Below are 26,520 nucleotides of genomic sequence, written 5' to 3'. Positions count from 1 at the left end.
CAGTGCCCCCGACTACTGTGTTGAGAAGGGGACTTCGTGCACCCCCATGGGGAAAGAAGGGCGGAAACGGTCCGCCGCCGACCGCCCTCCCCCTCCACAGCCCCAGGCTCCCCACCCCCTCCCCCTACAGCGCCTACAGCGCCCGCAGCTCGTCCAGCAGGTTTTTCTGGGCCCAGTCGATGAACGGTTTCTGCTGGTCGCCGCCGATCTGGACCAGGGCGACCTCGGTGAAGCCGGCGTCCGCGTACTGCTTGACCGCCTTCACGTACGTCTCGACGTCGTCGCCGCACGGGAACGCCTCGGCGATGTCCTCCTTGCGTACGTACTGCGTCGCGCCGCTGAAACCGGACGGCCCCGGCAGCTCGCTGTTGACCGGCCAGCCGCCGACCATCCAGCGGAACTGGTCGTGCGCCCGGGCGATCGCCGCGTCCCGGTCCGTGTCGTACGAGACCGGGATCTGGCCGATGCGCGGCTTGCCCTTGCCGCCGTGCTCGTCGAACTTCCGCAGCAGCTCGCTCTTCGGCTCCGTGGCGATCACCAGGTCGCCGAGGCGGCCCGCGATCTCGCAGGACAGGCCGCCGGACACCGCGACGCCGATCTCCGGCAGCTTGTCCGGCAGGTCCCACAGCACGGCCTGGTCCACGTCGAAGTACTCGCCGTGGTACGTCACCTCGTCGCCGGAGAACAGCGCCCGGATGATCTCGATGGCCTCCTCCAGCTTCTCCAGCCGGACCGGCGCCGTGGGCCAGCCCTGACCGACGACGTGCTCGTTGAGGGCCTCGCCCGAGCCGAGGCCGAGCCGGAACCGGCCCTCCGCGAGCAGCTGCATCGTCGCCGCCTTCTGGGCGACGATCGCGGGGTGGTACCGGGTGGTCGGGCAGGTCACGTACGTCATCAGGGGAATGCGCGAGGTGGCCTGCGCCGCGGCGCCCAGCACACTCCAGGCGTACGGGGCGTGGCCCTGCGAGGCCAGCCAGGGAAAGTAATGGTCCGAGGTGACCGAGAAATCAAAACCGGCGCGTTCGGCCAGGACCACATGGTCGACGAGTTCGCGCGGGCCCGCCTGTTCGGTCATCATCGTGTAGCCGACATCCACCATCGTCACTCACCTTTTCGGCATTCGGCTGGTTGCGGAAATCCCTCCGCGGTTCTCATTCATCGAACCGGGTACACGCTCCGTTGATGTGTATTACCGATCGATCGCACCCCCCGCGTCCCCCGAATGGCGGCGGTGATTCATGGTGAAGCGGAAGGATTCCGACGGCCGGACCCGCGTGACGGTCGTCGTGGCACTCGCGGCGAATCTCCTCATCGCGGTCGCAAAGGCCGTCGGCGGTCTGCTGTCCGCCTCGCCCGCGCTGCTGTCGGAGGCGGCGCATTCCGTCGCGGACAGCCTGAACGAGCTTTTTCTGCTCGCCGCGTTGCGCCGCAGCCGTCGCCCCGCCGACCACCGGCACCCGTTCGGGTACGGCATGGAGCGCTATTTCTGGGCGCTCCTCGCCGCGGTGGGCATCTTCGTGATGGGCGGCTGCTTCTCCTTCTTCCAGGGCATCGACGCACTGCGCGAGGGGTCGCACGAGACCCCGAGCGGTTATACGGCCGGTCTGATCGTGCTGGGGGTGGCGTTCGTCGCGGAGGGCAGTTCGCTGGTCCGTGCGGTGTACCAGCTGCGCGTGCAGAAGGGTGGCCGCAGCGACCCTGCGCTGCGTACGGTGCTCGCCGAGGACGGTGCGGCGGTGCTGGGTGTGCTGCTGGCGGCGGCCGGGATGGTGCTGCATCTGGTGACGGGCGAGGCGGTGTGGGAGGCATCGGCGTCCTTCGCCATCGGGTTGCTGCTGGTGTTCGTGGCGTACCGGCTCGGCAAGGAGGCGCGGGACCATCTGATCGGTGAGTCGGTCGACGCGGAGCCGCGGGAGAGCATCGAGAAGCTGCTGATGGCGCAGCCGGAGGTGGACAACGTCGCGGAGCTGCTGACGATGCGCCTCGGCGAGGACAGCTGGCTGCTGGCGGCCCGTATCGATCTGGCGCCGGGGATGGACAGCGAACGGGTGGAGCTCGTCTGCGTACGGATCAAGCGTGAGGTCGAGCGCACGTGGCCACAGGCGGACCACGTCTTCCTGGACATCACGGAGGCCCCGGCGGGCGCCGAGGGCGCGTCGGTGGCGAGTGACGCTTCGGGGAACGGCCGGGCGAGATGGCCGGCGGCTGACCACCGGTAGCCGCGCCGGCGGGACGTGCCGGTAGGGCGGTACTCACCCGCCGGGACCACAACAAACGGTCCGTCGAGCTCACACGCGCCGAACTCAGCGGCAGGACCTGGGAAGTGACCAGCCGGCGTCGGCTTCGCGTGCCTGGCCGAGTCGTACTGCGCTGCGGGCAAGGCCGCGGCGGCTCCCGCTGGCTCCGGGCGGGCAGCACCTGCTGCGTATGGAAGCGTGAAGACCCCGGCAACCGGCTGAAGGGGTCAGAGGAGGCCGGTCGAGGTGAGGGCGCCAAGGAGGGTGGTACCGGCGAGGGTCCAGGCGATGTAGTCGCCGATGTGGCCGGAGTGGAGGAGGCGGAGGGGGTCGAGCCAGTGGCGGCTGCGGGTGTGCTGGGGGCGGCGTACGGCGAGGGTGGCGAGGCCGGCGGCGACGGCGGCGGAGAGCAGTCCGAGGAGGAGGCCGGCGGCCGACCAGTGCGGTGGGGTGAGGGCCACGGTGACGCCCGGGAGGGCTTCGTCGGCGGCGCTGCCCACCGCGCTGTGCAGGGCGGGCAGCAGGCCGGTGAGGAGGGCGCCGGCGAGCAGGAGGCCGGGGACGGCGAGCATGGTGGCGGGTACCCGGGTGAGTTGCTGCTCGGTTTCGGGTTGTTCGCCTTCGCCGCTGGTCTCGCGCTCCTCCTCGTGGGCGGGCGGGGTGCCGTGGCCGACGAAGACACGGGCGGCTACGCGGAGTACCGCTCCCCCGGTGACGGCGGAGACGAGGACGAAGAGGGCGGTGAGCCAGGATCCGGCGGCTTCCTCGGTGACGGCCTTGCCCAGTCCGGTGCCGAACGGTGGCAGTCCGGCGAGGGCGAGTCCGCCGGCGGTGAAGTAGGCGGCGGTGAGGCGGAGTTCGCGGGCGCGGCCGTGCAGGGCGTACTCGTCGATGGAGCCGTAGCGGTCGAGGAGGATGCCGGCGCAGGCGAAGAGCGCGGCTTTCACTCCGGCGTGGCCGAGGAGGTAGAGGGCGGTGCCGCCGGTGGCTTCGGGGGTGAGCAGGGCGAGGCCGATGAGGAAGAGGCCGGTGTGCGCGACGGTGGAGTAGGCCAGCAGCCGCTTGATGTGGCGTTGGTACCAGCACATGAGTGCGCCGACGGTGGCGGAGAGCACGCCGAAGGTGAGGAGGGTGCGGGTGACGGCTTCGGGCGGGATGCCGCCGGGGCCGGCGAAGACGGTCCAGTAGACGCGTGCGGTGCCGTAGAGGCCGAGTTCGACCATGACGCCGGAGAGCAGCATGCAGACGGGGGTGGGGGCGACGGCGTGTGCGTCGGGGAGCCAGAAGTGGAAGGGGACGGCGGCGGCCTTGACGAGGAGTCCGGTGAGGAGGAGGACGAAGGCGGCGAGGACGAGTGCGTCGGGGGCGCCGCGGGCGTCGAGTGCGGCGCCGATGTGGCGCATGGCGAGTTCGCCGGTGCGGGAGTAGAGCAGGCCGATGCCCATGAGCATGGCGTAGGCGCCGAGGGAGTTGACGACGCCGAAGGTGAGACCGCCCTGGACGGCTTTGGCGGTTTCGATGCGGTAGCCGGTGAGGGCGTAGGCGACGACGCCCATGAGTTCGAAGAAGACGAAGGCGTTGAAGAGGTCGCCGGTGAGGACGAAGCCGCACATCCCGGCTTGGAAGAGGAGCACGAGGGCGGGGAAGGAGCCGGCGTGTTTGCGCGGTGGTTCGTCGAAGTAGCGCCAGGAGTAGACGAGGACGGCGAGGACGAGGAGGGAGACGAGGGCCGCCATGCCGAGGGCGAGGTGGTCGGCGTGGAGGACGATGCCGACGCTGTGTCCGTTGCGGGGTGTCCAGCCGCCGAGCCATTCGATGACGGGTGCGGGTGCGTGCAGGAGCAGGTGGAGGGCGAGGGCCGCGGTGGCGGCGGTGAAGGCGCAGGCGAGGGCTTCGGCGGCGGGGCGGGGGACGAAGCGGCCGGCGGCGACGAGGAGGGCGGCGCCGAGGAGTGGGGTGGCGATGACGAGCGGCAGCAGGTGGTTCATCCGCGCAGCTCCGAGAGTTCGTCCGGGTCGAGGGTGTGGTGCCGTTTGGCGACCTGTATGACCAGGGCGAGGAGGAGCGCGGTGACGGTGGCGCCGACGACGACGTCGGTGAGGGCGAGGGCCTGGACGACGGGGTCGACGACGGGGCGGGAGTGGGGTGCGATGTCGGCGAAGACGGGGGCTGTGCCGCCGTCGCGGTAGCCGACGGCGAGCAGCAGGACGTAGGTGGCGGCCTGGCAGACGGCGAGGCAGCCGACGGCGTGGATGAGGTTGCGGCTGGTGGCGAGGCCGTAGCAGCCGACCAGGAAGATCCACGCTGCGACTAGGTAGGGCAGGACGTCCATCATGAGTGTTCGCCTTCCTCTTCGATCTCGACGGCCTGGTCCAGGAAGCGGGCGAGCAGGACGACGACGGCGCAGGCGACTTCCATGCCGATGGCGGCGTTGAGCAGGGGTACGGTGCCGCCGGAGGCGAGGGAGTCGAGGGTGCCGAAGGGCAGGACGTTGGTGAGGTAGGCGGTGCCCGCGAGGAGTCCGGCGGCGCCGGTGATCAGGTAGGCGGCTTCGCCTGCCGCGTCGCCCACTTCGAAGACGCTCAGGGGGCGGATGCGTTCGAGTGCGCGGTAGTCCACGGCGATGTAGAGCAGGTGGAGGGCGGTGGCGGCGACGACGCCGCCCTGGAAGCCGCCGCCGGGGGTGAGCTGGCCGTGGGCGACGATGTAGAGCCCGGTGACGAGGGTGACGGGGAGCAGGACGAGCGCGTAGCGGCGTACGGGTGCGGAGACGCGGGCGGGCGCGGGGGCGACCTGGTGTTCGTCGCGGGCCTGGCGGAGCAGGACGACGGTGCCGAGGACGGCGGCGAAGAGGATGGATTCCTCGCCGAGGGTGTCGAAGGCGCGTTGGTCGAAGTTGACGGCGGCGATGGCGTTGGCGGTGTGCCGGGCGAGTGCTTCGTGGACGGCGCGGTCGCCGTAGGGGTGGTGGTCTGTGCCGAAGGCGGGGATCCGGAGGGCGGCGGCGACGAGGAGTGCGGCGACGCCGGCGAGGCCGAGGAGGAGTACCCACAACCGCTGTCGTCGGCTCATGGCCGCTCCTCCGCTTCCTGTTCGGCGCGTACCTGGTCGAGGGAGCGGCGGCGGGCCTTGCGTACGGAGAGGAGGATGAGCAGGGGGGTGAGTGCGGAGCCGACGGCGAGTTGGGAGAGGGCGACGTCGGGGGCCTGGAGGACGGTGAAGAGGAGGGTGAGGGTGAGGCCGAGGAGGGAGAGGGCGAGGGCCTGGCGGGCGGGTTCGCGTACGGCGACTGCGGCGGTGGCGGCCGCGGCGACGAGCAGCAGTGCGAGGGCGATGAGCAGGTCAGCCACGGTCGTCCGCCTCCTTGGGGCGGGCGCCGGCCAGGGCTTTGGCGGAGACGAGGTTGCCGCCGACGAGGAGGGCGCCGATGACGAGGAGTTTGATCAGGGAGCGGCCGGGGGGCTCGGCGAGGCACAGGGGCAGCAGGACGGCGAGGGTGGCGGCCACGGCGAAGGCGGTGGTGCGGGGGCCCTGCTGGGGGTCGTCGCCCATTTCGGGGCCGAGCAGCCGGGTGTAGACGAGGGTGCCGACGGGGCCGAGGAGGGCGACGACGAGTGCGACGTCGGTGTAGGGGGGCCGGTCGTAGCCGCGGGCGAGCAGCAGGAGTACGAGGCAGACGAGGAGGGTGCCGGTGTTCTGTGCGGCGACGCGGCGGCGCAGTGGTCCGGTGGCGGCGTACCACAGGACGGGGGTGACGCCGAGTGCCATGAGGGCGGCGGCGGCCGCGAGCCAGCCGTTCACCGGCCGGTCACCGCCCGCCGGGCGGCTCCGGCCGCGACCGCGCCCACGAGGGAGACTGCGGCCCCGACCAGGAGCTCCAGTGTGCCGACAGTGCTGATGAGGACGGTCCACAGGGCGAGGAGGGCGGCCCACCACACCGCCACCTCGACCGTGTCCCGCATCCGGCGCCGCGCCATGCTGCCATCAAAACACCGCATGTTCGCCCCTTCACCGTCGACGCGCTGCCCGGGTACCCGGTGTCACAGGGAGTCGCGCGGGACGGTCTCGTTCCAGGTGCGGGAGAAGACCCGGCGGTCGCCTTCGTAGCCGTCGAGGGTGGCGTCGATGTGGAAGCTGTCCTCGTCGGACCGGAGGGCCTGGCTGGTGACGATGCGGACGTCCCAGTCGTCGCGCCGGAAGCGCATGGTCCAGGTGGTCTCGCCGCGTACGGAGGAGAAGTCGTCGGCGACGGAGGTGTACCGCTCGTAGGCGCGGCGGCCGACGTCGATGCCTGCTTCCTCGTAGCGGACGAGGCCGGCGTCCTTCACGATCTCCAGTGCGTTGTGGTAGTTCACCAGGTCGCGTTTGACGTCCCAGCGCTGTTCGGCGGGGAGCAGCTGGGTGGTGGGGATCGGCGGTGTGCCTTCGGGCTCGCCGAACGCGGGCTCGGGTACGTCGTCGGGTACGTCGTTGGGGCGTACCGGCAGGGTGAGGGCGCTGGTGCCTTCGTAGACGCTGAGCCGGACGGGGCGGGGCGGCGGCCAGGCCAGTGGCCAGTAGGAGGTGGAGAGGGAGAGGCGGAGGCGGTGGCCGGCGGGGAATGCCTGTGCGATGGAGTTGAGCTGCACGGTGGCGCGGTAGCGGCGGCCGGGTTCGAGCTGCCGGGGGGTGCCGGTGCCGTCCCGCCGGGTGAGGTTGAGCAGGCCGTAGGTGACGCGGGTGGCGCTGCCGTCGGGGGCGACGTCGGAGAGCCGGGCGGCGACCATGGCGACCGGCTGGGAGACGGAGACCTCCAGCTCGACGGTGGCGGTGCCGAGGAGTTCCAGGTGTTCGTTGAGCGGGGGGCTGTCGAAGACGAGCGAGCCGCCGTCCTCCTCGCGCTGGTCGTAGGGGAGGTCCGGGGGTGCGTTGTAGGAGGCCCACTTGCCGGCGAACTGGCCGACGGAGAGGGGCGATTCGACGGTCAGCGCGTCGCCCCGTACGGCATTGTCGTGGGCTTCGTCCCGGGTGCCGTCCGCCGCGGCGTCTTCGTCGGGCGGGCCGATGCGGTGCCGGGTGAGGGGGTGCACGGTCTGCTGGATGCGCGGGGAGGGCCAGGTGGGTTCGCCGACCCAGCGGCCGGGGCGCTCCTCGTAGGCGGTGGAGGGTGGCACGCTGTCCTGCATCCAGGTGCGGAGCATGGGGCCGTCCATGGCACCGTTGTCGGCGCCCTTGAGCCAGTGGTCCCACCAGCGCACGACTTCCTGGAGGTAGCCGATGGCGGGGCCGGGCTCGCCGAGGTGGGGGAACTTGTGCGACCAGGGGCCGATGAGTCCCTTGCGGGGTACGTCGAGGTTGCCGAGGAGGCGGCTCACGGCGTTGGAGTAGCCGTCCGCCCAGCCGCTGGAGGCCAGTACGGGCACCTGTACGGCGTCGTAGTTCTCGCAGACCGAGGCGTGCCGCCAGTAGTCGTCGCGGCGCTGGTGGCGGAGCCATTCCAGGGCCCAGGGGCGGGTGGCCTCCAGGCGTTCGTGCCACATGTCGCGCCAGCGGTCGCCGACGACGGCGGGGTCGGGCGGGCAGGTGGCGTAGGCGAACATGGTGCCGGCCTCGGCGAGGTTGTCCGAGAGGAGGGTGCCGCCCATGTAGTGCATGTCGTCGCTGTACCGGTCGTCGGTGAAGGACGCGATGACGATGGCGCGCAGGCTCGCGGGCTGCCGGGCGGCGACCTGGAGCGCCGCGAAGGCGCCCCAGGAGATGCCCATCATGCCGGTGCTGCCGTCGCACCAGGGCTGGTCGGCGACCCAGGCGAGCACTTCTTCGGCGTCGGCCTGTTCCTGTTCCAGGTACTCGTCCAGCAGGACTCCTTCGGAGTCGCCGGTGCCGCGCAGGTCGACACGGACGCAGGCGTAGCCGTGGCCGGCGAGGTAGGGGTGGTGGACCGAGTCGCGGACGGAGGTCAGGTCGCGTTTGCGGTAAGGGATGTACTCGACGACGGCCGGCACCGGCTCCCCGTCGGAGGTGACGGGGCGCCAGATGTGTGCGGAGAGCCGGGTGCCGTCGGGCATGGGGATCGCGACGTGGTGCTCTTGTTTGGTCGCGTGGGGCAGGTCGCTCACGTACTGCATGCGGCTGCCGTGCTCCTTTCCGATGTGCCGGTGTGCGCTCGCCGTGCCGACGGGCCTGGTCTTCAGGCGGCGGTGGTCGCCGGCGGCGGGGTGCCCTCGAAGTGCCGGTTGAGGGCGGCCACGCAGCGGTCGTACTTCTCGGTCATTTCCGCGACGCTGTCGGCGCCGGTGACGATGTGTGCCAGCTCGCAGCTGTAGCTGTCCTGCTGCGAGCTCTCGGAGAGGCGCCTGCCCTCTTCCGGCACCATCTCGATCTGGACGCCGGGGATCTCCTGTTCGATGCGCTCGATGTCCGCCGGGGTGGGCACGTTCTTCACCACCGCGTCGGTGAACCAGCGGTAGTACCACTTGGCGGCCATGCGGTACGGGCCCGGTCCGGGCGTCCACCCCGGGTCCTTGCCGAGGGCCAGGGCGATCATGACGTGGTGGTTCGGTTCGCCGTGTACGTAGTGGAAGAGCTCGGCGTGCGACTGGGAGTGCCGGGGATTGATCTCCAGCAGGTTGATCCGGTCGGTGTGCGGATCGTAGAAGAATTCGATGCTGAAGGTCGCCGTTTCCATGCCGATCTGCCGCATCACCCGTTCACTGGCGACCCGCAGCCGCTGGACGACCTCGGGCGGCAGGGTGGACGGGTACTGGTGGCGGAGGAAGCTGGAGCTGTCCGGGTAATTGATGGAGTCCAGCGTGCCGTACACGGTGACCTCACCGTCGCGGACGTAGCCCTCCACGGCCACCTGAATTCCTTCGATCGCCTCTTCGGCGAGGCAGACCTGGCCGCCGACCCCGGCCATTTCCGGGGGCAGCTCCAGCTGGCCCATTATGTACTCGAAGGGACGCCCCACCCGGCTGATGCCCTGCCGGATCTTCTCGACCGCCTCCTGGAATTCCGCCTCGTCCTTGACGCCGTAGGCGAGCTCCGAGGAATAGGAAAGGGCGGGCTTGAGCCACATCGGGAACCGTACGCCCTCGGGCGGTTCCGGGTGGTCGGCGGTGAGGTCCACCCGGCCGAAGCGCGGGTGCTCGTCGATGACCTTCTGCTGCTCCAGCCGGCTCCAGTACTTGTGCTCGCACTTGACGATGGATTCCAGGGAGGTGTGGCGGGTGCCGTACCGCTCGCCGAGGATCGGGACGAGGGTGGAGCCGGGGAAGTCCCAATAGGTCACGATGGCGTCGATGCTGCCCTCGAAGGCGTCCAGAATTCCGTACGCCTTTTCCAGCAGTTCCGGCACGGACACCTCCCCCTCCTGCAGTTCTTCGGGGGCGAGCAGGCCGTGAAAAGCGTATTCGGCGACGTCGGGAACGGCTTCCAGTTCCTTCCGGTTTCCCTCGTCCATACCGACGACAAAGATATTCTTCCTGATCAAGGGACCTCCTTCAGTCCGGCCGCGGGGCCCGGTCACCCGTCCTTCCACCGTGCGCACGCGGTCCGCGTCATGGCAGGCACGCGTGAAGACCGGCGCGCCACGCGCCTGCCCCGGGGATCGGTCCGCCGGGTACCCAGCACGCCGGAGTCATGCAGGCACGCGGGAAACTCCTGTGGCCGGATGTGATCGCCGGGGCGTACCGGATGGGCGGGGCGAAGCGGGGCAGGATGGTCCCCGCAGGGACTTCACGTCCGATGGATGGAGAGCTGACACCGTGGAATACCGCCGCCTGGGCCGCAGTGGCCTGACCATCAGCGAGATCGCGTACGGCAACTGGCTGACGCACGGCTCGCAGGTGGAGCAGGACGCCGCGACCGCCTGTATCCGTGCCGCACTGGACGCGGGCATCACCACCTTCGACACCGCCGACGTCTACGCGGAGACGCGGGCCGAGTCGGTGCTGGGCACCGCGCTCCAGGGCGAGCGGCGCGAGGGCCTGGAGATCTTCACCAAGGTCTACTTCCCGACCGGCACCGGCCGGAACGACCGGGGGCTGGGCCGCAAGCACATCATGGAGTCGATCGACGGGTCGCTGCGCCGGCTGCGCACCGACTATGTCGACCTGTACCAGGCGCACCGGTACGACCACTCCACACCGCTGGAGGAGACCATGGAGGCCTTCGCCGACGTGGTCCGCTCCGGCAAGGCGCACTACATCGGTGTGTCGGAGTGGACCGCCGACCAGCTGCGCGCGGGACATGCCCTGGCCCGCGAGCTGAAGATCCCGTTCATCTCGAACCAGCCGCAGTACTCGGCGCTGTGGCGGGTGATCGAGGCGGAGGTGGTGCCGGCGAGCGAGGAGCTGGGCATCGGCCAGATCGTGTGGTCACCGATCGCGCAGGGCGTGCTGACCGGCAAGTACCTGCCGGGCGCTGCGCTGCCGGCGGGGACGCGGGCCACGGACGAGAAGGGCGGTGCGACGTTCGTCGCGCGCTGGCTGCGGGACGAGGTGCTGGAGCGGGTCCAGCAGCTGCGGCCGCTCGCGGAGGACGCGGGGCTCTCGCTCGCGCAGCTGGCCGTGGCGTGGGTGCTGCAGAACCGCAATGTCTCCGCCGCGATCATCGGTGCCTCGCGGCCCGAGCAGGTCACGGAGAACGTCGAGGCGGCCGGCGTGCGGCTGGAGGCCGATCTGCTCAAGGCCATGGAGGAGATCCTGGCCCCGGTGGCGACCCGGGACCCGGCACTGACGGCGGGCAATCCCGCCAACGACTGAGCGCGGCTGTCACGACAGAGGTACGGGCGCGCACCGCGAGTGCGCGCCCGTCGCCGCCGGTTCTGCGGTGTTGCCGGTCATTCGGTATTCGCGTGGGCCGCGCGGGCGCGGTCGTTGTCCACCTCCAGGAGGTTCGCGAGGCGGAGGGCCACCACGTCCAGGGTCACATGGGTCGCCTGGTCGAAGAGGCTGGACAGCGGCTGGACGCTGGCGGCCTCGCCGGCGCGGCGGTACTTCGTCGCGGCGGGCAGCAGCAGGACGGTGGCGGCGAGGGAGCCGAGCGGGGAGTCCGGCGCGGTGGTCACGGCGTGCACCTCGGCGCCGGTCTTGACGGCCTGTTCGGCCACCCGCACCGTGCCGGCGGTGGTGCCCGAGCCGGAGACGGCGACGACGGTGTCGCCGTCGCCGACGGCCGGGGTGGTGGTCTCGCCGATGACGTGGACGTTCAGGCCGAGGTGCATCAGCCGCATGGCGAAGGCCCTGGCCATGAAGCCGGAGCGGCCCTCGCCGGCGACGAAGACGCGGCGGGCGCACAGGAGTACGGTCGCGAGCGTGTCGAGCGAGGCGGTGTCGACGGCGCCGAGCACGCCGCGCATCTCGTCCTGCACGGTGTCCAGCAGGGCTGCGGTGGTGGGGAGTTCGGGGCGGTCGGCCATGGTGAGGGTTCCTTGGGTGGTGGGCCTGTGGGGTGGGCTTGAGCGGTGGGTGGGTCGGTGGGTCAGCGGCCGGCGGCCGCGGCGAGGGAGCGGGCCGCCGCTTCGGGGTCGCCGGCGGCCGTCACGGCGGAGCCGACGATGACGCGTACGGGGTCGGGGCCGGTGAAGGCCGGCAGATCGGCGGCGGTCAGGCCGCCCGCGACGGCGACCCGGCGGCCGTGCCGCCAGTCCCCCAGGAGGTCGGCCGGGTTGCCGCCGGTGCGCTGGGCGTCCTTGCCGACGTGCGCGGCGAGCACGGCATGGGCGGGCAGCCGCGCGGCGAGCGCTGCCCGCCGCTCCTCGGTGGTCTGCATCAGGTCGACCACGGTCTCGGTGCCGCGCTCCGCGGCGACGCGTACGGCGGCGTCCAGGGTGGCGTCAGCGGCCGTGCCGAGGACGGTCGCGGAGGCGGCGCCCGCGTCGTAGGCGAGGGTGAACTCGAACACCGCGTCGTCCGCGGTCTTCAGGTCGGCGAGTACGGGCACGGGCCCGGCCGCCGCGGCGACCTCGGTCACGGCCCGCATCCCGAAGTGTTTGATCAGCGAGGTGCCGACCTCGATCCAGTCGGTGTGCGGCGCGACGGCCTCGGTGATCCGCACCGCCCGTGCCAGCGGCATCCGGTCCAGGGCGATCTGCAGCTGTACGGCCATGGGGCCAACTCCTAGTTTTTCGCGAGTACTTCGGGGCGGGTCAGGCGGCGGCACGGGAGTGGAGGAAGGCCTCCAGGCGGGCGCGGGTGGGCAGGCCGTCGCGGTCGCCGTGGCTGGTGGTGGCGAGCGCGCCCACGGCGGCGGCCCTCACCAGCGACTCCGCCGGGCCGAGGCCGTCCAGGTGGGCGCTGATCAGCCCGGCCGCGAAACCGTCGCCCGCCCCCACGGTGTCCACGGCCCGGACCGGGAACACCGGCTGCGCCCAGGTCCCGCCCGTGGCGTCGTACAGGGTGGCACCGCGGGCGCCGTCCTTCAGGACGACACGGCGGACGCCGCGCTCCAGGTACCAGTGGGCCACGTCGGCCGGTTCCCGCGCGCCGGTGAGGAGCCGGCCCTCGCTCAGCCCGGGGAGCACCCAGTCCGCGCGCACCGCTAGGTCGTTGACGGTCCGCACCATCTCGGCCCGGTCCGGCCAGAGCGCCGGCCGCAGGTTCGGATCGAAGGAGACGGTGCGGCCGGCGTCACGGGCGGCGGCCAGTGCACGGTGGGTGAAGGCGCGGGCCGTGGGTGACAGGGCGGCGGGGATGCCGGTCAGGTGGAGGTGGCGGGCATCGCGTACGTAGGCGTCGGCGGCTTCGGAGGGGGCGAGGCGGCTGCCGGCGGAGTGCTTGCGGAAGTACACCACCTCCGGGTCGCCCTCCAGGACGCGGCTCTTGAGCTGGAAGCCGGTACGGGCCTCGGGGTCCACGGTCACCTGGCGGGTGTCCACGCCTTCCGCGTGCAGTGCCGCGCGTGCGTGGGCGCCGAGCGGGTCGTCGCCGACGCGGCCCACCCACCCCGCGGTGTGGCCGAGGCGGACCAGGCCGGTGGCGACGTTGATCTCGGCGCCGGCCAGGGAGCGGGTGTAGTGGGTGACGTCGGCCAGCGGTCCGGCGTCGGCCGCGACGAGCATCCCCATGACCTCCCCGAACGTGACCGCGTCGAGCCGGGCCCGGGCTGCGGGAGTGGTGGTGGGGGTCAACGGGGGCCTCCGGCGCGTACGAGAGTGGTGGTCATCGGGGGCCTCCGGCGCGTACGGGGGTGGTCAGGGTGCCGATGCCTGCGACGGTGGCGTCGGCGCGGCCGCCGGGGACGAGCGGGCCGTACTCCCCCGGTGCGCCGGTGAGGACGACGTCACCGGGGCCGAGCGGCAGCAACTCACCGACGTAGCAGAGGATTTCGGTGATCGAGCGGGCGAGCCCGCCCGTCGAAGCGGGGCGCAGGGGTACGCCGTCGAGGGTGAGGGCCACCTCGGTGTCGTCGGGTGCGGGCAGGGCGGTCTCGATCCAGGGGCCGAGCGGGGTGAAGCCCGGCCGGCCCTTGGCGGCGGTCCACAGCGGGTCGCTGCGTTGCAGATCGCGGGCGGTGATGTCGTTGGCGACGGTCCAGCCGAAGACGGTCCGCAGGACGGTGTCGGGGGTGTGTCCGGCGGGCGAGGCGGCGAGGACGACGGCGAGTTCGGCCTCGGCGTCGACGCGCCCGATGCTGTCCGGGAGGTGCACCGGCTCACCGGGGCCGATGACGGAGCGGGCGGGTTTGAGGAAGGCCTGCGGCGGCAGGGCACGGTCGGCCGGACCGGTGTTGTGGGCCATGCCGACGATCGTGCGCGGCTCGACGGGGCTGAGCAGCCGGACCTCGGCGAGCGGGAGGCGGCGGCCGAGCCGTACGAGCGCCCGGCCGGCGGCGCCGTCCGCCGCTCCCCCGGCCGCTGAAGGGCCGGTCAAGGGGTCGGCGACCAGGTCGGCGGTGTCTCCGTCGAGTACGGCGTGTGCGGTGCCGCCGGCGTGGGCGATTCGAGCGATGCGCATGCTGCTGTCAGGCGTCCTTCGGAGTGGGGACGGGCCGGGGCTCCGGGACCGCTGGACTCCGGGGTGCCCGTACCGCGAACATCAGCAGCGCGGCGAGGACCAGGCAGCCGGCCATGGTGAGGAACGAGGCGGCGGTGGAACCGGTGACGTCGTTCAGGGTGCCGATCAGGTAGCTGCCGGCGAAGCCGCCGAGCGCGCCGAAGGAGTTGATGAGGCCGACGGCGGCGGCGCTCAGCTTCTGCGGCAGCAGCTCGGGGATGGTGGCGAAGTAGGGGCCGTACGGCGCGTACATGCCGGCGGCGGCGAGGCAGAGCAGCGGATAGGAGAGCCAGAAGGCGTCGCCGAGGAGGTAGGAGCCGTAGAAGCCGGCGGCGCCGAGCAGCAGCCAGGGCCACACGTACCGGTTGCGGGCGCCGGCCCGGTCCGAGGCGCGGCTGTTCCAGAGCATCGCGGCGCAGGCGAAGAGGTACGGCAGCGCGGAGATCAGTCCGGTGAGGCCGATGCCCTCGTCGCTGCCCGCGCGGACGATGGAGGGCAGCCAGAAGACGAAGCCGTAGACGCCGAGGCTCCACAGGAAGTACTGGAGGGAGAGCAGGAGGACGTTGCGGGAGCGGAGTGCGGCGAGGTAGCCGCCGGCGCCGGGCGGCAGCCGGCGCTGTTCGGCGGCGAGCGCGCCTTCGAGGTCGGTGCGCTCCTCGGGGGTGAGCCACTTGGCATCGCGCGGGTGGTCGTCGATGGTCTTGTGGAAGACGAATGCCCAGATCAGCGCGGGGACGCCCTGGGCGATGAACATGCCGTGCCAGCCGACCCATTCGACGAGGTAGCCGGAGACGACGGTGAGCCAGAGGACGGTGGCGGGGTTGCCGAGGATGAGCCAGGTGTTGGCGCGGCCGCGCTCGCGGGAGGTGAACCAGTGGGTGATGTGGATGACCATCGCGGGCAGCACGGCGGCCTCCGAGACGCCGAGCAGGAACCGCACCACCATCAGCACGCGTACGTCCGGGATGAGTCCCTGGGCGGTGGCGAGCACGCCCCACAGCAGCAGGCACCAGACGATGAGCCGTTTGACGCTCCGCCGCTCGGCGTAGATGGCGCCGGGGATCTGGAAGGCGAAGTAGCCGAGGAAGAACAGCGAGCCGAGCAGGGCCGAGACCGAACCGGTGATGTGCAGGTCGTCGGCCATGCCGCCGGCGGCGGCCACGGAGAAGTTGGAGCGTTCCAGGTACGCGAAGCTGTAGGTCACGAAGACCACGGGCATCAGCCGGGTCCAGCGCCGGCGGCTGAGGGCCGCGGCGGGCGCCGGGGCGGCGGCCGGAGGCGGGGTCGACATCCAGGAGGCCTTTCTCCCGAGACGGCAGGTGGGCAGAGAGAGCAGTAGTTTTGCCACGATGCGGCAAGAGATGCCGCAAGCTGAAAAAGAGAATGACGGGCGCGTTTCTGCCTGTCAACGGATTGTTTCCGCATGGAAGAAAACCTTGCCGCGATGCGAGAAACGATGTGCGAAACTGGCGGCATGTCCGCCAGTGCCCCCTCCCCCGCTCCGCCGTCCGACATGGTCGGCAAGGCCCTGCACGTCCTCACCCTGCTCGGCGAACGCCCGGCCGGCGTCACCCTCTCCGAGCTGGCCCGCGCTTCCGGCTTCCCGACCAGCACGTGCTACCGGCTACTGAAGTCCCTCTCCCGGGACGGCTTCGTGGAGTTCGATGCCCGCGCGAAGCACTACACGCTCGGCCTGCGGGTGTACCAGCTCGGCCAGCGGGTCTCGCACGCGCACGGCTTCACGGGCGTCGCGCTGCCGGTGATGCGCAGGCTCGCCGAGGCCTGCCGGGAAGCGGTCCTGATGTCGGTACTGGACGGCGACAAACAGCTCTACATCCACCACGTGGAAGGCCCGCAGCAGGTGAGCGTGCGCGGCGAGCCCGGCAAGCACGGCCCGGTCCACTGCACGTCGATGGGCAAGGTACTGATCGCGTTCGCCCCGCCCGAGGTGCGCGAGGCGCTCGTCGAGAACGTCGAACTGACCGCGCTGGGTCCGCACGCCCTCACCGACCGCGCCGCGTTCCGGGCCGAGATCGAGGCGGTACGCGCCCAGGGGCACGCGGTCGCCGACGAGGAGCACGAGCCCGGGATCCGGGCGCTCGGCGTCCCCATCCTCGGTCCGGACGGCGTCGCGCACGCCGCGCTCTCGATCGCGGCCCCCGCCTTCCGCATGCCGCTCGGCGAACTCCTGGCGTTCCGCCCCGCCCTGGTGAGCGCGGCCCAGGAACTCGCCGTACTGCTCCCGCCCCGGCCCTTCTGAGCCACCACGCCCGGCGGCTACTAAAGCGCATTAGTAGCCGCCGGGGTCTGGCCTTCGGCATTCCTCCCTCGCCAGAATTGCCCGCGGCCCGGCCCGTGTTCGTCCGGAAAGAGGGAGATACCCGATGCACATGACCAGACGTGGCGTACTCCTCGCGTCCATGGCGCTGTCCATGACCGCGGCGACACCGGCGTGGGCGGCGGGTTCCATCGCGCCGGGCCGGCGGCTCGCCGTCTATTACCAGACGCAGTACACGAACGGCACGTACGTCTCCCCGCTCGGCCTCACCGAGCACGGTACGGGCACAACACACCTCCTGGTGGCGGCAGTTCACCTCAACGACGTCAATGGCCCGTACGCGCCGGTCCACCTCAACGACGATCCGCCGGAGGCGGCGAAGTTCGCCCCCATGTGGCGGGACCTGAAGACGATGCAGGGGCAGGGCGTACGCGTGCTCGCGATGCTGGGCGGCGCGGCACCGGGCAGCTTCCAACGGCTGGACTCCGAATTCAGTAAGTATTATCCGCTGCTGCGGGATTTCCTGCGCGCCTACGGCCTGGACGGCGTGGACCTCGATGTCGAGGAGCGGATGTCGCTCGCCGGGATCGAGCGGGTCATCGACGCGCTGCGCGCCGACTTCGGGCCGGATTTCCTCATCACGCTCGCGCCGGTGGCAAGCGCTCTCGGCGGCGGCGGGAACCTCTCCGGCTTCGACTACGAGCAGCTGTACCGGGACCGCGGCGGCGACATCGCCTGGTTCAACGCCCAGTTCTACAACGGCTGGGGCAGCATGACCGCCACCCGCGACTACGACGCGATCGTCGGCCGCGGTCTGATCCCCGCCGACAAGGTGGTCGCCGGCGCACTGACCTCCCCGGGCAACGGCAACGGCTACGTCGACGTGCCGGCCCTCACCCGGACGGTGGCGGATCTCCGCGCGAAGTACAGCGGCTTCGGCGGAGTCGCCGGCTGGGAGTACTTCAACTCCGAGCCGGGCGCCACGGCGGCACCGTGGCAGTGGGCGGCGGAGGTGGCGGGCGCGCTGTTCCGCTGAACCGCCCGGAACTCGGGCAACACCGCCCTCTTGCCTCGGGGTTGTGCCGACTGTAGACACGGGACGGCGCAGCAGAACCGACCGTACCGCCGGGCCGGGCCCGGCTGAGAGGCAGGTAGCGCATGCCCCCCTCCCCGGACGGCACAGCCCCGCTCAGCGGCGTACGGGTCGTCGAGATCGGTGCGTACATGGCCGCCCCGTTCGCGGCCATGCAGCTCGCCGACCTCGGCGCCGAGGTGATCAAGGTGGAGAGTCCCGGCACCGGCGATCCCACGCGTGCCAACGGGCCGTTCGTCGGGCCGGAGAGCTCGCCGTTCGTACGGCTCAATCGCAACAAGCGCTCGGTGGCGGTGGATCTCAAGGCCCCGCAGGGCGCCGAACTGCTCCGGGATCTGGCCGGCAACGCCGATGTGCTGGTGGAGAACCTGCGCCCCGGCGCGATGCGGCGGCTCGGCCTCGGTTACGACGACCTGCGTGCCGACTGTCCGCGGCTGGTGTACGTCTCCGCGTCCGGCTGGGGCCAGGACGGGCCGCTGGCCCACCTGCCAGGGCTGGACATCATGGCGCAGGCGCGGTCCGGGATCATGAGCATCACCGGTGAGCCGGACAGCGGTCCGGTGAAGGCGGGGATCCCGGTGTGCGATCTCGTGTGCGGGCTGTACGGCGCGCTGGCGGCGGTGTCCGCACTGCGGGCCCGGGACGTCACCGGCGAGGGGCAGTACATCGACGTGTCGCTCCTCGAATCGGCCGTGTCGCTGACCATCTGGGAGGCGGGCCGCTACTTCGCGACCGGTGAGGCCGGACAGCGGATGGGGTCCGCGCACCAGACCAACGCGCCGTACCAGGCGGTGCGTTCCCGGGACGGCTGGGTGACGGTCGGTGCCATCACGCCGCGGACCTGGAAGGACTTCGCCACCGCGCTCGGGCTGGAAGAGCTGCTGGCCGACCCCCGGTACGCGACCACCACCGACCGCCACGCGCACCGCGACACACTGATCCCGGCGATCGAGGCCGTCACCGCGACGCTCGACAGCGCGGAGATCGTCGGTCGGCTGGACGCGGCCGGGGTGCCGTGCGCGCCGATCTCGACGACCGACCAGGTCTTCACGGACCGGCACCTGGCCGAGCGCGACTTCCTGTGGGACGCCGGCCATCCGCTGCTGGGGCCGGTGCGGCAGCTCGGCTCCCCCATGCGGTTCTCCGCGACCCCGACCCGCCGGGACACGGCAGGACCGGTACTCGGCGCGGACACCGCCGAGGTGCTGGCGGACCTGGGGTACCCGGCGGAGCGGATCAGTGCGCTGGTGGCGGCCGGGGTCGTGCACGGTCCGGACCACGGCGACGACGACGGGCAGGAGCGCGGCGATGGATGAGACGGCCCCGGACGACGAGCTGCTGGTGGGCCGGCGCGGGCCGGTGCTCACCGTGACCTTCAACCGGCCCGCGCAGCACAACGCCATGACGTGGCGGATGTACGAGGGGCTGCGTAAGGCCTGCGAGCGGGCCGACGGCGAGGACGGCATCCGCGTGCTGGTGCTGCGCGGCGCCGGCGGGAAGGCCTTCGTGGCCGGTACCGACATCGGCCAGTTCCGGGAGTTCCGGGACGGACAGGACGGTGTGGCGTACGAAGCGGGGATCACCGAGGTCGTGGACCGGCTGGAGTCGGTCACCGTGCCGACCGTTGCGGTGGTCACCGGCCCCTGTGTCGGCGGCGGCCTGATCCTCGCGGCCGTCTGCGATCTGCGCATCGCCACACCTGCCGCGCGCTTCGGCGCGCCGATCGCCCGGACGCTCGGCAACTGCCTGTCCATGAACACCGTGTCGCTCCTGGTCCAGCACCTGGGCCGCGGGCGCACGCTCGATCTGCTGCTGCGGGCCCGGCTGCTGGACGCGGAGGAGGCGGCGGCCGCGGGGTTCGTCACCCGGGTGTGCGCGGACGACACGGTGGAGGAGGCCGTCGAGGAGACCGTACGCACGCTCGTGGCGCACGCCCCGCTGTCGATGTGGGCGGCGAAGGAGGCGGTGGCGCGGCTGCGCCGGGCTGCCGTGCCCGACGGTGACGACATCGTCTCCACCGTGTTCGGCAGCGCGGACTTCCACCACGGCGTCGAGGCGTTCCTGCGCAAGGAGCCGCCGCGGTGGACGGGGCGCTGAGGCGCCCCTGCCGCCGCGGCGCGCGCACCCTCAGAGCCATCCCGGTACGACGAAAACCGCCCAGGTGGCCAGCGGTGCGACCACCGTCATGCTCATCCCCCAGGCCATGAGCCGCCGGAAGACCTGGTCCCGGACGGGTTCGGGGGCGGCCGCGGTGACCAGGGCGCCGCTGGTGGAGAACGGTGAGGAGTCCACCACGGACGCCGAGATCGCCAGCGCGGTGATCATGCCGACCGCGCCGACGTGCCCGCCGAGGAGGAACGGCACGGCCAGCGGGATCAGCGCGCCGAGGATGCCGGTGGTGGAGGCGAAGGCGGAGACCACACTGCCGATGAAGCAGATCAGCAACGCGCCCAGCAGCGGGGCCTGCACCGAGGCGACGCTGTCGCCCAGCCAGGTGATGGTGCCCATGCGCTCCATCAGGCTGACGTAGGTCACGATGCCGCAGACCAGGAGAACGGTGGACCAGGCGCAGCGGTCGACCGCGCCCTTGGCGGCGCTCGGTGAGAAGAGGGCGAGGACGACGGTCACGGTGAGCGCCATCAGGCCGACGTCGAGGTCGAAGAAGAGCGCGCCGACGACGAGGCAGAGCAGACCGAGGAGGGTGAGGGCGCGCATCCGGTCGAGGGTGACGGGCGCGGCGGCGAGCGGGCTGCCGTCCGATCCGGTCGCGGCGGGCGCGGTCGCGGGTGCGAGGGTCGCAGCGGTGCCGCCGCTGGGGTACGCGGCCGGTCGGGTCGGGGCTCCCGTACCGCCCGTCGGCCGGTCGTCGTCGGCTGCGGGTGTGCCGGGGTCGCCGGTGGTGACGTCCTGGGCCCGCTGCCCGATCAGTTTGCGTCCGCCGAAGAGGAAGAAGGCGAGGACGCTGAGCACGGCGTTGAAGAGGAAGGAGGCGACGAACAGCAGCACGGGGTCGCCCGGGAGATGGTTGCGGGCGACGACGCCGTTGGTGATGCTGCCGAAGATGCTGATCGGGGAGAAGCCGCCCGCGCTGCCGCCGTTGATGACGAACAGGCCCATGAGGACGGGGCTGATGCGGTAGCGGGTGGCGAATCCGATGGCGATGGGGGCCACGACGCCGACGGCTGCCGGGACGACCGCGCCGACCCCGGTCAGCACCGCGGTGACCAGGAACATCACCCAGGGGATCAGTGCGATGCGGCCTCGGACGGCACGGGTCGCGGTGTGGATGAGCCAGTCGACGGTGCCGTTGTTCCTGGCGATGGCGAAGAGGAAGGTGACGCCGACGAGGACGACGAACAGGTCGCCGGGGAAGCCGCCGAAGATGTCGTCCGCGGTCTCGCCCGCGACGGCCGTACCCACCACGAAGGCGGCCACGATGGCGAGGGCGCCCATGTGTACGGAGGTGAGGGTGGCGACGGCGAACACCACCACCAGCGCGATGATGGAGATGACGTGATCTGACACGAGGCTGCCTCGCCTTCGGTCGACGGTCATGAGGAGAGGCGCACGCGACTCCCCTTCATGTCACGGGGCAGGCCGTGCCGACGGGCTGCCCGCCACGGCGGCAGGCGTCGTCGGAGCGCGTCCGCGCACGCCAAAGATGTTCCGCATGGCGGAACATTTATTCCAATCCGGGGCGAGTATGTGAGCGGCGCCACACCGCGTCAAGAGGTTCCGTACGAACCCCTCAGCCCCGGCGCCCGCCCGGGAGTTGACCGAGCGCGGCTTCGACCTCCTTCGCCGCCGCGGCGACCAGCGCACCGAGTTCCTCCTCGGACGTGGCGGCCATCCGGCTCGTCGGCACGTTCACACTGATGCTCGCGACCGGGACACCGTCGTCGTTCCGTACCGCCGCGGCCACCGCCGAGACGTCCGCGCGCCATTCCCCGCCGTTCGTGGCGTAGCCGTGCCGCCGGATCCCCTCGATCTCGGCGCGCAGCCGGGCCGGATCGGTGATCGTCGTACCGGTATAGCCGGCGAGCCCTTCGGCGAGGTAACGCTCCACGGCGTCGTCGGAGCGCGCGGCGAGGACGGCCTTGCCGTTGGCGGAGGCGTGCGCGGGGAGGTTCTGGCCCAGCGGCAGGATGATCCGGACCGGCTGGCTCGTCTCCAGCCGCTCGATCAGGATGATCCGCTCCCCCTCGGGAACGGCCAGGTGGACCGTCTCGTCGGTGCGGCGGCGCAGCTCCTCCATCACCGGTACGGCCACGTCCCGCAGGCCGAGTTCACCGGCCGCCCGCCGCCCGACCAGCAATGCCTTGGTGGTGAGGACCCAGCGGGTCGGCGTGCCCGCCGCGGGCCTGATCCAGCCCGCGGTGCGCAGCGTCGTGAGCGTGCGCTGCGCGGTGCTCTTGGGCAGCTCCATGGCCCGGGCGAGATCCGCGACGCCGACCGGCTGCCGGGCGGCGATCTCCTCCAGCGCCCGCAGTGCGTTGAGGACGTTCTGCACCCGTTGACTCCCTCCACGGACCACACCTATGCTCCGCGTGCCACAAGACGATACGCCGTGCCGTCTCACGGCACAAGCGTGGAAGGGGAGTTGACCGTATGACCTCCCGCACCGGCCGCCACTTCCTGCAGATCCCCGGCCCCACCAACGTCCCCGATCAGGTGCTCCGCGCCATGGCGGCACCCACCATCGACCACCGCGGCCCGGAGTTCGCCGAGCTGACGCACCGTCTGCTGCCGGCTCTCAAGCCGGTCTTCGGCACGACGGGACCGGTGGTGATCTACCCGTCCTCCGGCACCGGCGCCTGGGAGGCCGCCCTGGTCAACACCCTCAGCCCCGGCGACCGGGTGTTGTGCTTCGAGACCGGCCACTTCGCCACCCTCTGGCGGGAGATGGCCCTCCGGCTGGGGCTGGAGGTGGACTTCGTCCCCGGCGACTGGCGCCACGGCGCGAGCCCCGAGACGCTCGCCGACCGGCTGGCCGCCGACACCGCACACCGCATCAAGGCCGTCTGCGTCGTACACAACGAGACCTCCACCGGCGTGACCAGCCGGGTGGCCGACATCCGCACGGCCATGGACGCGGCGGACCACCCGGCCCTGCTGCTGGTGGACACCATCTCCTCCCTCGGGTCGATCGACTACCGCCACGACGAGTGGGGGGTCGACGTCACCGTCGCCGGCTCGCAGAAGGGCCTGATGCTCCCGCCGGGCCTGGCCTTCAACGCCGTCAGCGGCAAGGCCCTCGACGCCGCGCGCACCGCCCGGCTGCCCAGGGCGTACCTCGACTGGGCCCCCGTCATCGAGGCGAACGAGCGGGGCCATTTCCCGTACACCCCGGCCACCAATCTCCTCTACGGCCTCGACGAGGCGCTGCGTATGCTCGCCGACGAAGGGCTGCCGGCCGTCTTCGCCCGCCACCAGCGGCACGCCGCGGCGACCCGGGCGGCCGTCCGCGGCTGGGGCCTCGAAGTGCTCTGCGCCGACCAGCGCGAACACTCCGCTTCGCTCACCGCCGTACTGCTCCCCGACGGCCACGACGCCGACGCCGTACGCAAGGTCATCCTCGAACGCTTCGACATGTCGCTCGGTACGGGTCTCGGCCGGCTCGCCGGACGGGTCTTCCGCATCGGCCACCTGGGCCACTTCAACGACCTGACGCTGGCGGGCACGCTCGCGGGCGTCCAGATGGGCCTGGAACTCGCGGGCGTACCCGTCGACCCGGCCGGCACCCTCGACGCGCTGGCGCATCTGCGCGCGGCGTGACCCGGAGCGGACCCGCCTGCGGCCGCACCAATCCGCTCGCCCAGTACCAACTGCCCGTCCTACTCGGTCACTTGGAGTCGCCCCCATGACAGCGATCAGCGACGGCACCCCCGCTCCCCGGACCGCGGCCACCGATGCGCCCGCCGGTCACGCCCGCGATCTGGAGCGGCGGCTGCGGGCGGACCTCGACGGGGAGGTGCGGTTCGACGAGTACACCCGCCACCTGTTCTCGCGGGACGCGAGCATGTACGCGATCACGCCGCTCGGGGTGGTGTTCCCACGGCACGCGGACGACGTACGGGCCGCGGTGGCGGCCGCGGCGGAGCACGGCGTACCGCTGCTGCCGCGCGGGGCGGGCACCAGCCTGGCCGGCCAGACCACCGGCCCCGGGCTGGTCCTCGACCTGTCCCGGCACATGAACCGCATCCTGGAGCTGGATCCCGAGGCCCGTACGGCGCTGGTGGAGCCGGGCGTGGTCCAGGACCAGCTGAACCGCGCCGCCGCGCCGCACGGCCTGATGTTCGGCCCGGACACCTCCACCAGCAACCGCGCCACCATCGGCGGGATGGCCGGCAACAACTCGGCCGGCAGCGGCTCCCTGCGCTACGGCATGACCATCGACCACATCCGCGCCCTGGACGTGGTGCTGTCCGACGCGACGACCGCCCGCCTCGGCCCGGTGACGGAGGAGGAACGCCGGCGGCGCGCCGAAGCCGCCACGCTCGAAGGCCGCCTCTACCGCGAACTCCCCGCCCTCGTACGGGAGAACGCCGACGCCATCGAGGAGGGATTCCCGCGCTTCTGGCGCCGCGCGGGCGGCTACCGCCTCGACCGGCTGGCCCGCGAGGACGCCCCGTTCGACCTGGCGAAGTTCGTCGTCGGTTCCGAAGGCACCCTCGTCGTCGTCACCCGGGCCCTCGTCGACCTCGTCCCCAAACCGGCGCACACCGTCATCGCCGTCGGCCACTTCACCTCCGTGGCCGGGGCCATCGGCGCCACCGAGGACGCGCTGGCCTGCGACCCGGCCGCGGTGGAACTGATGGACCGGACGATCCTCGACCTGTCCCGGCAGAAGATCGAGTACGCCTCGCTCGGCACCATCCTGCACGGCGATCCGGAAGCGCTGCTGTTCGTCTCCTTCACCGGCGACGACGAGGCCGAACTGCGCGGGCAGCTGAAGCGGCTGGCCGCGCTGTGGGACCGGCACGGCCACGGCTACCACACGCTCCAGGCGGTCACCCCGGCGGAGCAGTCCGCGCTGCTGAAGGTCCGCAAGTCGAGCCTGGGCCTGCTGATGGCGGCGAGCGAAGGCACCAAACGGCCGCTGGCCTTCGTCGAGGACACCGCCGTCGACCCGGCACATCTGGCGGACTACACCCGCCGGTTCAAGGCGGTACTGGACCGGCACGGGCTGACGGCGGGCTTCTACGGCCACTGTTCGGTCGGCTGTCTGCACGTCCGCCCGTTCCTCGACCTCACCGACCCCCACCAGCAGCGGACGATGCGGGCCGTAGCCGAGGAGGTCAAGGACCTCGTCGCCGAGTACGGCGGAGTCAACTCCAGCGAGCACGGCGACGGCCTGGCACGCAGCGAGTTCAACCGGGAGCTGTTCGGCCCGGACCTGTACGAGGCGATGCGCCGGGTGAAGGGCATCTTCGATCCGGAGAACCGGATGAACCCGGGGAAGATCGTGGACGCCCCGGCCCTCACCGACCACCTCCGCGACCCGGCGCTGCCGCCCGCGCCCGCTCTCCGCACCCGGCTGGACTTCGAGGTGGTCGGCGGCATGCGGGGCGCGGCCGACCGCTGCATGAACATCGGCCTGTGCCGCAAGGCGGACTCCGGGGCGATGTGCCCCTCGTACATGGCGACGCGGAACGAGGAGGACTCCACCCGCGGGCGCGCCGGCGCCCTGGTGAAGGCGCTGTCCGAACCCGACCCGAAGCGCGCGCTGGGCGACGAGCGGCTGCACGAGGTGCTCGACCTGTGCCTGATGTGCAAGGCGTGCAAGAGCGAGTGCCCGCTCGGCGTGGACATGGCCTCGCTCAAGGCCGAGGCGCTCTCCCACCACCACGACCTGCACGGCGTACCGCCGCGCTCCCGTGTGTTCGGCGCGATCCGCTTCCTCAACCGGCTCGGTTCGGCCACCGCACCGCTGTCCAACCTGCCCGGCCGCACCGGGGTGCTGCGCCGGCTGCTGGACCGCCGGCTCGGCATCGCACCGGCCCGGCCGCTGCCCCGCTTCGCACGGCGGAACCTGGTGCGCTGGTTCCGTGGGCGTACCGTGGCGGCGGGCACGCGGCCCGCGGGGACGGTGACCTGGCTGGCCGACTCCTTCACCTCCTACACCGAGCCGGAGATCGGCCGGGCCGCCATCGAACTCCTGGAACGCGCGGGCTGGGACGTCCGGCTGGAGAGCGGCGGCTGCTGCGGCCGGTGCAGCCTCTCCAAGGGACTGCTCGACGACGCACGCGACAAGGCAAAAGACCTCGCCCACCGGATCGCCCGGTCAGCGCCGCCCGGATCGCCCGTGGTCGGCTGCGAGCCCTCCTGCGTCATGACGCTGCGGGACGAGCACCGCGCGCTGCTCCCCGACGACACGGCCGTCCAGGACGTCGCGCGGCGCGTCCGCCAGGTGGAGGAGTTGCTGACCGAGGCGCTGGACGACGGCCGGCTGCGGCTGCGCGCCGACTCCTGGCTGCGCGGGCGGAAGCTCCTGTACCACGGGCACTGCCACCAGAAGGCGGAGGTCGGGACGGCCGCGACGGTCGCGCTGCTGTCGCGCATCCCGGGCGTCGAGGTCGCCGAACTGGACGCCGGCTGCTGCGGCATGGCCGGCTCCTTCGGCTTCGAGTCGGAGCACTACGACCTCTCCATGACCGTCGGCAGCGACCGCCTCTTCCCCGCCATCACCGCGGAACCCACCGCCACGGTCGTCGTCGCCACCGGCGTCTCCTGCCGCCAGCAGATCTTCCACGGCACGGAACGCACGGCCTGGCACCCGGTCCAGCTGGTCCGGGAGGCGCTGGCCCCGGACGCCTGACTCCCACTTCCGCTCCGCTTGCCTCACCGGCTCGACCGGTGACGCGCCGCGAGCCAGAGTCATGGCGCACGGCAAGAGCGGTGACGTCGCGAACCGTCGTTCGATCCCGGCATCCGGCT

24 protein-coding genes are annotated in these 26,520 nt (G+C 71.8%); 8 read left to right on the top strand and 16 right to left on the bottom strand.

The window, feature by feature from the left end:
• Nucleotides 1–133: 133 nt before the first annotated feature.
• Complete coding sequence (locus ACIGQF_RS20450; RefSeq protein ID WP_399711941.1) at nt 134–1,099, bottom strand: LLM class F420-dependent oxidoreductase; 966 nt, start codon at nt 1,097–1,099, stop codon at nt 134–136.
• Nucleotides 1,100–1,238: 139 nt separating this feature from the next.
• Between ACIGQF_RS20450 and ACIGQF_RS20445 the strand changes: the two genes are divergently transcribed.
• Nucleotides 1,239–2,219: a cation diffusion facilitator family transporter gene (locus ACIGQF_RS20445; RefSeq protein ID WP_399711939.1), complete on the top strand. Its 981-nt coding sequence runs from the start codon at nt 1,239–1,241 to the stop codon at nt 2,217–2,219.
• 245 nt (nt 2,220–2,464) lie between these two features.
• Here the strand turns inward: ACIGQF_RS20445 and ACIGQF_RS20440 are convergent, their stop codons facing one another.
• The 8 genes from ACIGQF_RS20440 to ACIGQF_RS20405 all read right to left on the bottom strand — a co-directional run bounded on the left by ACIGQF_RS20440 (nt 2,465) and on the right by ACIGQF_RS20405 (nt 9,678).
• Entirely contained in the window at nt 2,465–4,225 is a 1,761-nt protein-coding gene (locus ACIGQF_RS20440) for a complex I subunit 5 family protein (protein WP_399711936.1), read from the bottom strand.
• Nucleotides 4,222–4,572 carry a sodium:proton antiporter gene (locus ACIGQF_RS20435; RefSeq protein WP_361562115.1) on the bottom strand — a complete coding sequence of 117 codons (351 nt, stop codon included), beginning with the start codon at nt 4,570–4,572 and terminating at the stop codon, nt 4,222–4,224. The genes ACIGQF_RS20440 and ACIGQF_RS20435 overlap by 4 nt, the downstream gene beginning before the upstream one ends.
• A complete protein-coding gene (locus ACIGQF_RS20430; RefSeq protein ID WP_399711934.1) occupies nt 4,569–5,309 on the bottom strand; it encodes an MnhB domain-containing protein in 741 nt (246 codons plus the stop codon). Before ACIGQF_RS20430 ends, ACIGQF_RS20435 begins: the two co-directional genes overlap by 4 nt.
• Nucleotides 5,306–5,587 (bottom strand): Na(+)/H(+) antiporter subunit B, encoded by a 282-nt coding sequence (locus ACIGQF_RS20425; protein ID WP_399711931.1) that lies wholly within the window; start codon nt 5,585–5,587, stop codon nt 5,306–5,308. The genes ACIGQF_RS20430 and ACIGQF_RS20425 overlap by 4 nt, the downstream gene beginning before the upstream one ends.
• Nucleotides 5,580–6,038: an MrpF/PhaF family protein gene (locus ACIGQF_RS20420; RefSeq protein ID WP_399711929.1), complete on the bottom strand. Its 459-nt coding sequence runs from the start codon at nt 6,036–6,038 to the stop codon at nt 5,580–5,582. Before ACIGQF_RS20420 ends, ACIGQF_RS20425 begins: the two co-directional genes overlap by 8 nt.
• Entirely contained in the window at nt 6,035–6,235 is a 201-nt protein-coding gene (locus ACIGQF_RS20415) for a hypothetical protein (protein WP_399711927.1), read from the bottom strand. The genes ACIGQF_RS20420 and ACIGQF_RS20415 overlap by 4 nt, the downstream gene beginning before the upstream one ends.
• A 42-nt stretch (nt 6,236–6,277) precedes the next feature.
• Nucleotides 6,278–8,344 carry a CocE/NonD family hydrolase gene (locus tag ACIGQF_RS20410; RefSeq protein WP_399711925.1) on the bottom strand — a complete coding sequence of 689 codons (2,067 nt, stop codon included), beginning with the start codon at nt 8,342–8,344 and terminating at the stop codon, nt 6,278–6,280.
• A 62-nt stretch (nt 8,345–8,406) separates the two neighbouring features.
• A complete protein-coding gene (locus ACIGQF_RS20405; RefSeq protein ID WP_399712599.1) occupies nt 8,407–9,678 on the bottom strand; it encodes an acetyl-CoA carboxylase biotin carboxylase subunit family protein in 1,272 nt (423 codons plus the stop codon).
• Nucleotides 9,679–9,982: 304 nt separating this feature from the next.
• On the opposite strand from ACIGQF_RS20405, the gene ACIGQF_RS20400 reads away from it, so the two are divergent.
• Nucleotides 9,983–10,981, top strand: coding sequence for an aldo/keto reductase family protein (locus ACIGQF_RS20400; protein WP_399711923.1), 999 nt, complete (start codon nt 9,983–9,985; stop codon nt 10,979–10,981).
• Between the two features lie 77 nt (nt 10,982–11,058).
• Here ACIGQF_RS20400 and hxlB read toward each other — a convergent pair whose 3' ends face one another.
• From hxlB to ACIGQF_RS20375, 5 genes are all read right to left on the bottom strand, one after another.
• Nucleotides 11,059–11,637 carry a 6-phospho-3-hexuloisomerase gene (hxlB, locus tag ACIGQF_RS20395; protein ID WP_399711920.1) on the bottom strand — a complete coding sequence of 193 codons (579 nt, stop codon included), beginning with the start codon at nt 11,635–11,637 and terminating at the stop codon, nt 11,059–11,061.
• A 62-nt stretch (nt 11,638–11,699) separates the two neighbouring features.
• Nucleotides 11,700–12,326 (bottom strand): orotidine 5'-phosphate decarboxylase / HUMPS family protein, encoded by a 627-nt coding sequence (locus tag ACIGQF_RS20390; protein ID WP_399711918.1) that lies wholly within the window; start codon nt 12,324–12,326, stop codon nt 11,700–11,702.
• A 40-nt stretch (nt 12,327–12,366) separates the two neighbouring features.
• Complete coding sequence (locus ACIGQF_RS20385) at nt 12,367–13,347, bottom strand: sugar kinase (protein ID WP_399711916.1); 981 nt, start codon at nt 13,345–13,347, stop codon at nt 12,367–12,369.
• 31 nt (nt 13,348–13,378) lie between these two features.
• A complete protein-coding gene (locus ACIGQF_RS20380) occupies nt 13,379–14,173 on the bottom strand; it encodes a fumarylacetoacetate hydrolase family protein (protein WP_399711914.1) in 795 nt (264 codons plus the stop codon).
• A 7-nt stretch (nt 14,174–14,180) separates the two neighbouring features.
• Nucleotides 14,181–15,503, bottom strand: a complete 1,323-nt coding sequence (locus tag ACIGQF_RS20375; RefSeq protein ID WP_399711912.1) for an MFS transporter — start codon at nt 15,501–15,503, stop codon at nt 14,181–14,183.
• A gap of 183 nt (nt 15,504–15,686) precedes the next feature.
• Between ACIGQF_RS20375 and ACIGQF_RS20370 the strand changes: the two genes are divergently transcribed.
• The 4 genes from ACIGQF_RS20370 to ACIGQF_RS20355 all read left to right on the top strand — a co-directional run bounded on the left by ACIGQF_RS20370 (nt 15,687) and on the right by ACIGQF_RS20355 (nt 19,680).
• Nucleotides 15,687–16,472 carry an IclR family transcriptional regulator gene (locus tag ACIGQF_RS20370; protein WP_399711910.1) on the top strand — a complete coding sequence of 262 codons (786 nt, stop codon included), beginning with the start codon at nt 15,687–15,689 and terminating at the stop codon, nt 16,470–16,472.
• 130 nt (nt 16,473–16,602) lie between these two features.
• Complete coding sequence (locus ACIGQF_RS20365) at nt 16,603–17,526, top strand: glycosyl hydrolase family 18 protein (protein ID WP_399711908.1); 924 nt, start codon at nt 16,603–16,605, stop codon at nt 17,524–17,526.
• A 122-nt stretch (nt 17,527–17,648) separates the two neighbouring features.
• Nucleotides 17,649–18,899: a CaiB/BaiF CoA transferase family protein gene (locus tag ACIGQF_RS20360; protein ID WP_399711906.1), complete on the top strand. Its 1,251-nt coding sequence runs from the start codon at nt 17,649–17,651 to the stop codon at nt 18,897–18,899.
• Nucleotides 18,892–19,680, top strand: coding sequence for an enoyl-CoA hydratase (locus ACIGQF_RS20355; RefSeq protein ID WP_399711903.1), 789 nt, complete (start codon nt 18,892–18,894; stop codon nt 19,678–19,680). Before ACIGQF_RS20360 ends, ACIGQF_RS20355 begins: the two co-directional genes overlap by 8 nt.
• A gap of 30 nt (nt 19,681–19,710) precedes the next feature.
• Here ACIGQF_RS20355 and ACIGQF_RS20350 read toward each other — a convergent pair whose 3' ends face one another.
• Nucleotides 19,711–21,108 (bottom strand): SLC13 family permease, encoded by a 1,398-nt coding sequence (locus ACIGQF_RS20350; protein ID WP_399711901.1) that lies wholly within the window; start codon nt 21,106–21,108, stop codon nt 19,711–19,713.
• Nucleotides 21,109–21,331: 223 nt separating this feature from the next.
• Complete coding sequence (locus tag ACIGQF_RS20345; protein ID WP_399711899.1) at nt 21,332–22,093, bottom strand: IclR family transcriptional regulator; 762 nt, start codon at nt 22,091–22,093, stop codon at nt 21,332–21,334.
• A gap of 98 nt (nt 22,094–22,191) precedes the next feature.
• Between ACIGQF_RS20345 and ACIGQF_RS20340 the strand changes: the two genes are divergently transcribed.
• Together ACIGQF_RS20340 and ACIGQF_RS20335 are read left to right on the top strand one after the other, a co-directional pair.
• Complete coding sequence (locus ACIGQF_RS20340; protein ID WP_399711897.1) at nt 22,192–23,358, top strand: pyridoxal-phosphate-dependent aminotransferase family protein; 1,167 nt, start codon at nt 22,192–22,194, stop codon at nt 23,356–23,358.
• Between the two features lie 85 nt (nt 23,359–23,443).
• Nucleotides 23,444–26,401, top strand: a complete 2,958-nt coding sequence (locus ACIGQF_RS20335) for an FAD-binding and (Fe-S)-binding domain-containing protein (RefSeq protein WP_399711895.1) — start codon at nt 23,444–23,446, stop codon at nt 26,399–26,401.
• Nucleotides 26,402–26,520 lie beyond the last annotated feature (119 nt).

This window comes from Streptomyces sp. NPDC053560, from assembly GCF_044544605.1.
GTDB lineage: Bacteria > Actinomycetota > Actinomycetes > Streptomycetales > Streptomycetaceae > Streptomyces.
Note: the sequence above shows the minus strand (reverse complement) of the source record. Positions and strands in the feature narration are given on the sequence as shown.

What these genes read in the sequence shown, in the direction of transcription:
- ACIGQF_RS20450 (WP_399711941.1), bottom strand. Translation starts at nt 1,099, where the DNA reads ATGGTGGATGTCGGCTACACGATGATGACCGAACAGGCGGGCCCGCGC.
- ACIGQF_RS20445 (WP_399711939.1), top strand. Translation starts at nt 1,239, where the DNA reads ATGGTGAAGCGGAAGGATTCCGACGGCCGGACCCGCGTGACGGTCGTC.
- ACIGQF_RS20440 (WP_399711936.1), bottom strand. Translation starts at nt 4,225, where the DNA reads ATGAACCACCTGCTGCCGCTCGTCATCGCCACCCCACTCCTCGGCGCC.
- ACIGQF_RS20435 (WP_361562115.1), bottom strand. Translation starts at nt 4,572, where the DNA reads ATGATGGACGTCCTGCCCTACCTAGTCGCAGCGTGGATCTTCCTGGTC.
- ACIGQF_RS20430 (WP_399711934.1), bottom strand. Translation starts at nt 5,309, where the DNA reads ATGAGCCGACGACAGCGGTTGTGGGTACTCCTCCTCGGCCTCGCCGGC.
- ACIGQF_RS20415 (WP_399711927.1), bottom strand. Translation starts at nt 6,235, where the DNA reads ATGCGGTGTTTTGATGGCAGCATGGCGCGGCGCCGGATGCGGGACACG.
- ACIGQF_RS20410 (WP_399711925.1), bottom strand. Translation starts at nt 8,344, where the DNA reads ATGCAGTACGTGAGCGACCTGCCCCACGCGACCAAACAAGAGCACCAC.
- ACIGQF_RS20405 (WP_399712599.1), bottom strand. Translation starts at nt 9,678, where the DNA reads ATGGACGAGGGAAACCGGAAGGAACTGGAAGCCGTTCCCGACGTCGCC.
- hxlB (WP_399711920.1), bottom strand. Translation starts at nt 11,637, where the DNA reads ATGGCCGACCGCCCCGAACTCCCCACCACCGCAGCCCTGCTGGACACC.
- ACIGQF_RS20390 (WP_399711918.1), bottom strand. Translation starts at nt 12,326, where the DNA reads ATGGCCGTACAGCTGCAGATCGCCCTGGACCGGATGCCGCTGGCACGG.
- ACIGQF_RS20380 (WP_399711914.1), bottom strand. Translation starts at nt 14,173, where the DNA reads ATGCGCATCGCTCGAATCGCCCACGCCGGCGGCACCGCACACGCCGTA.
- ACIGQF_RS20375 (WP_399711912.1), bottom strand. Translation starts at nt 15,503, where the DNA reads ATGTCGACCCCGCCTCCGGCCGCCGCCCCGGCGCCCGCCGCGGCCCTC.
- ACIGQF_RS20370 (WP_399711910.1), top strand. Translation starts at nt 15,687, where the DNA reads ATGTCCGCCAGTGCCCCCTCCCCCGCTCCGCCGTCCGACATGGTCGGC.
- ACIGQF_RS20365 (WP_399711908.1), top strand. Translation starts at nt 16,603, where the DNA reads ATGACCAGACGTGGCGTACTCCTCGCGTCCATGGCGCTGTCCATGACC.
- ACIGQF_RS20360 (WP_399711906.1), top strand. Translation starts at nt 17,649, where the DNA reads ATGCCCCCCTCCCCGGACGGCACAGCCCCGCTCAGCGGCGTACGGGTC.
- ACIGQF_RS20355 (WP_399711903.1), top strand. Translation starts at nt 18,892, where the DNA reads ATGGATGAGACGGCCCCGGACGACGAGCTGCTGGTGGGCCGGCGCGGG.
- ACIGQF_RS20340 (WP_399711897.1), top strand. Translation starts at nt 22,192, where the DNA reads ATGACCTCCCGCACCGGCCGCCACTTCCTGCAGATCCCCGGCCCCACC.
- ACIGQF_RS20335 (WP_399711895.1), top strand. Translation starts at nt 23,444, where the DNA reads ATGACAGCGATCAGCGACGGCACCCCCGCTCCCCGGACCGCGGCCACC.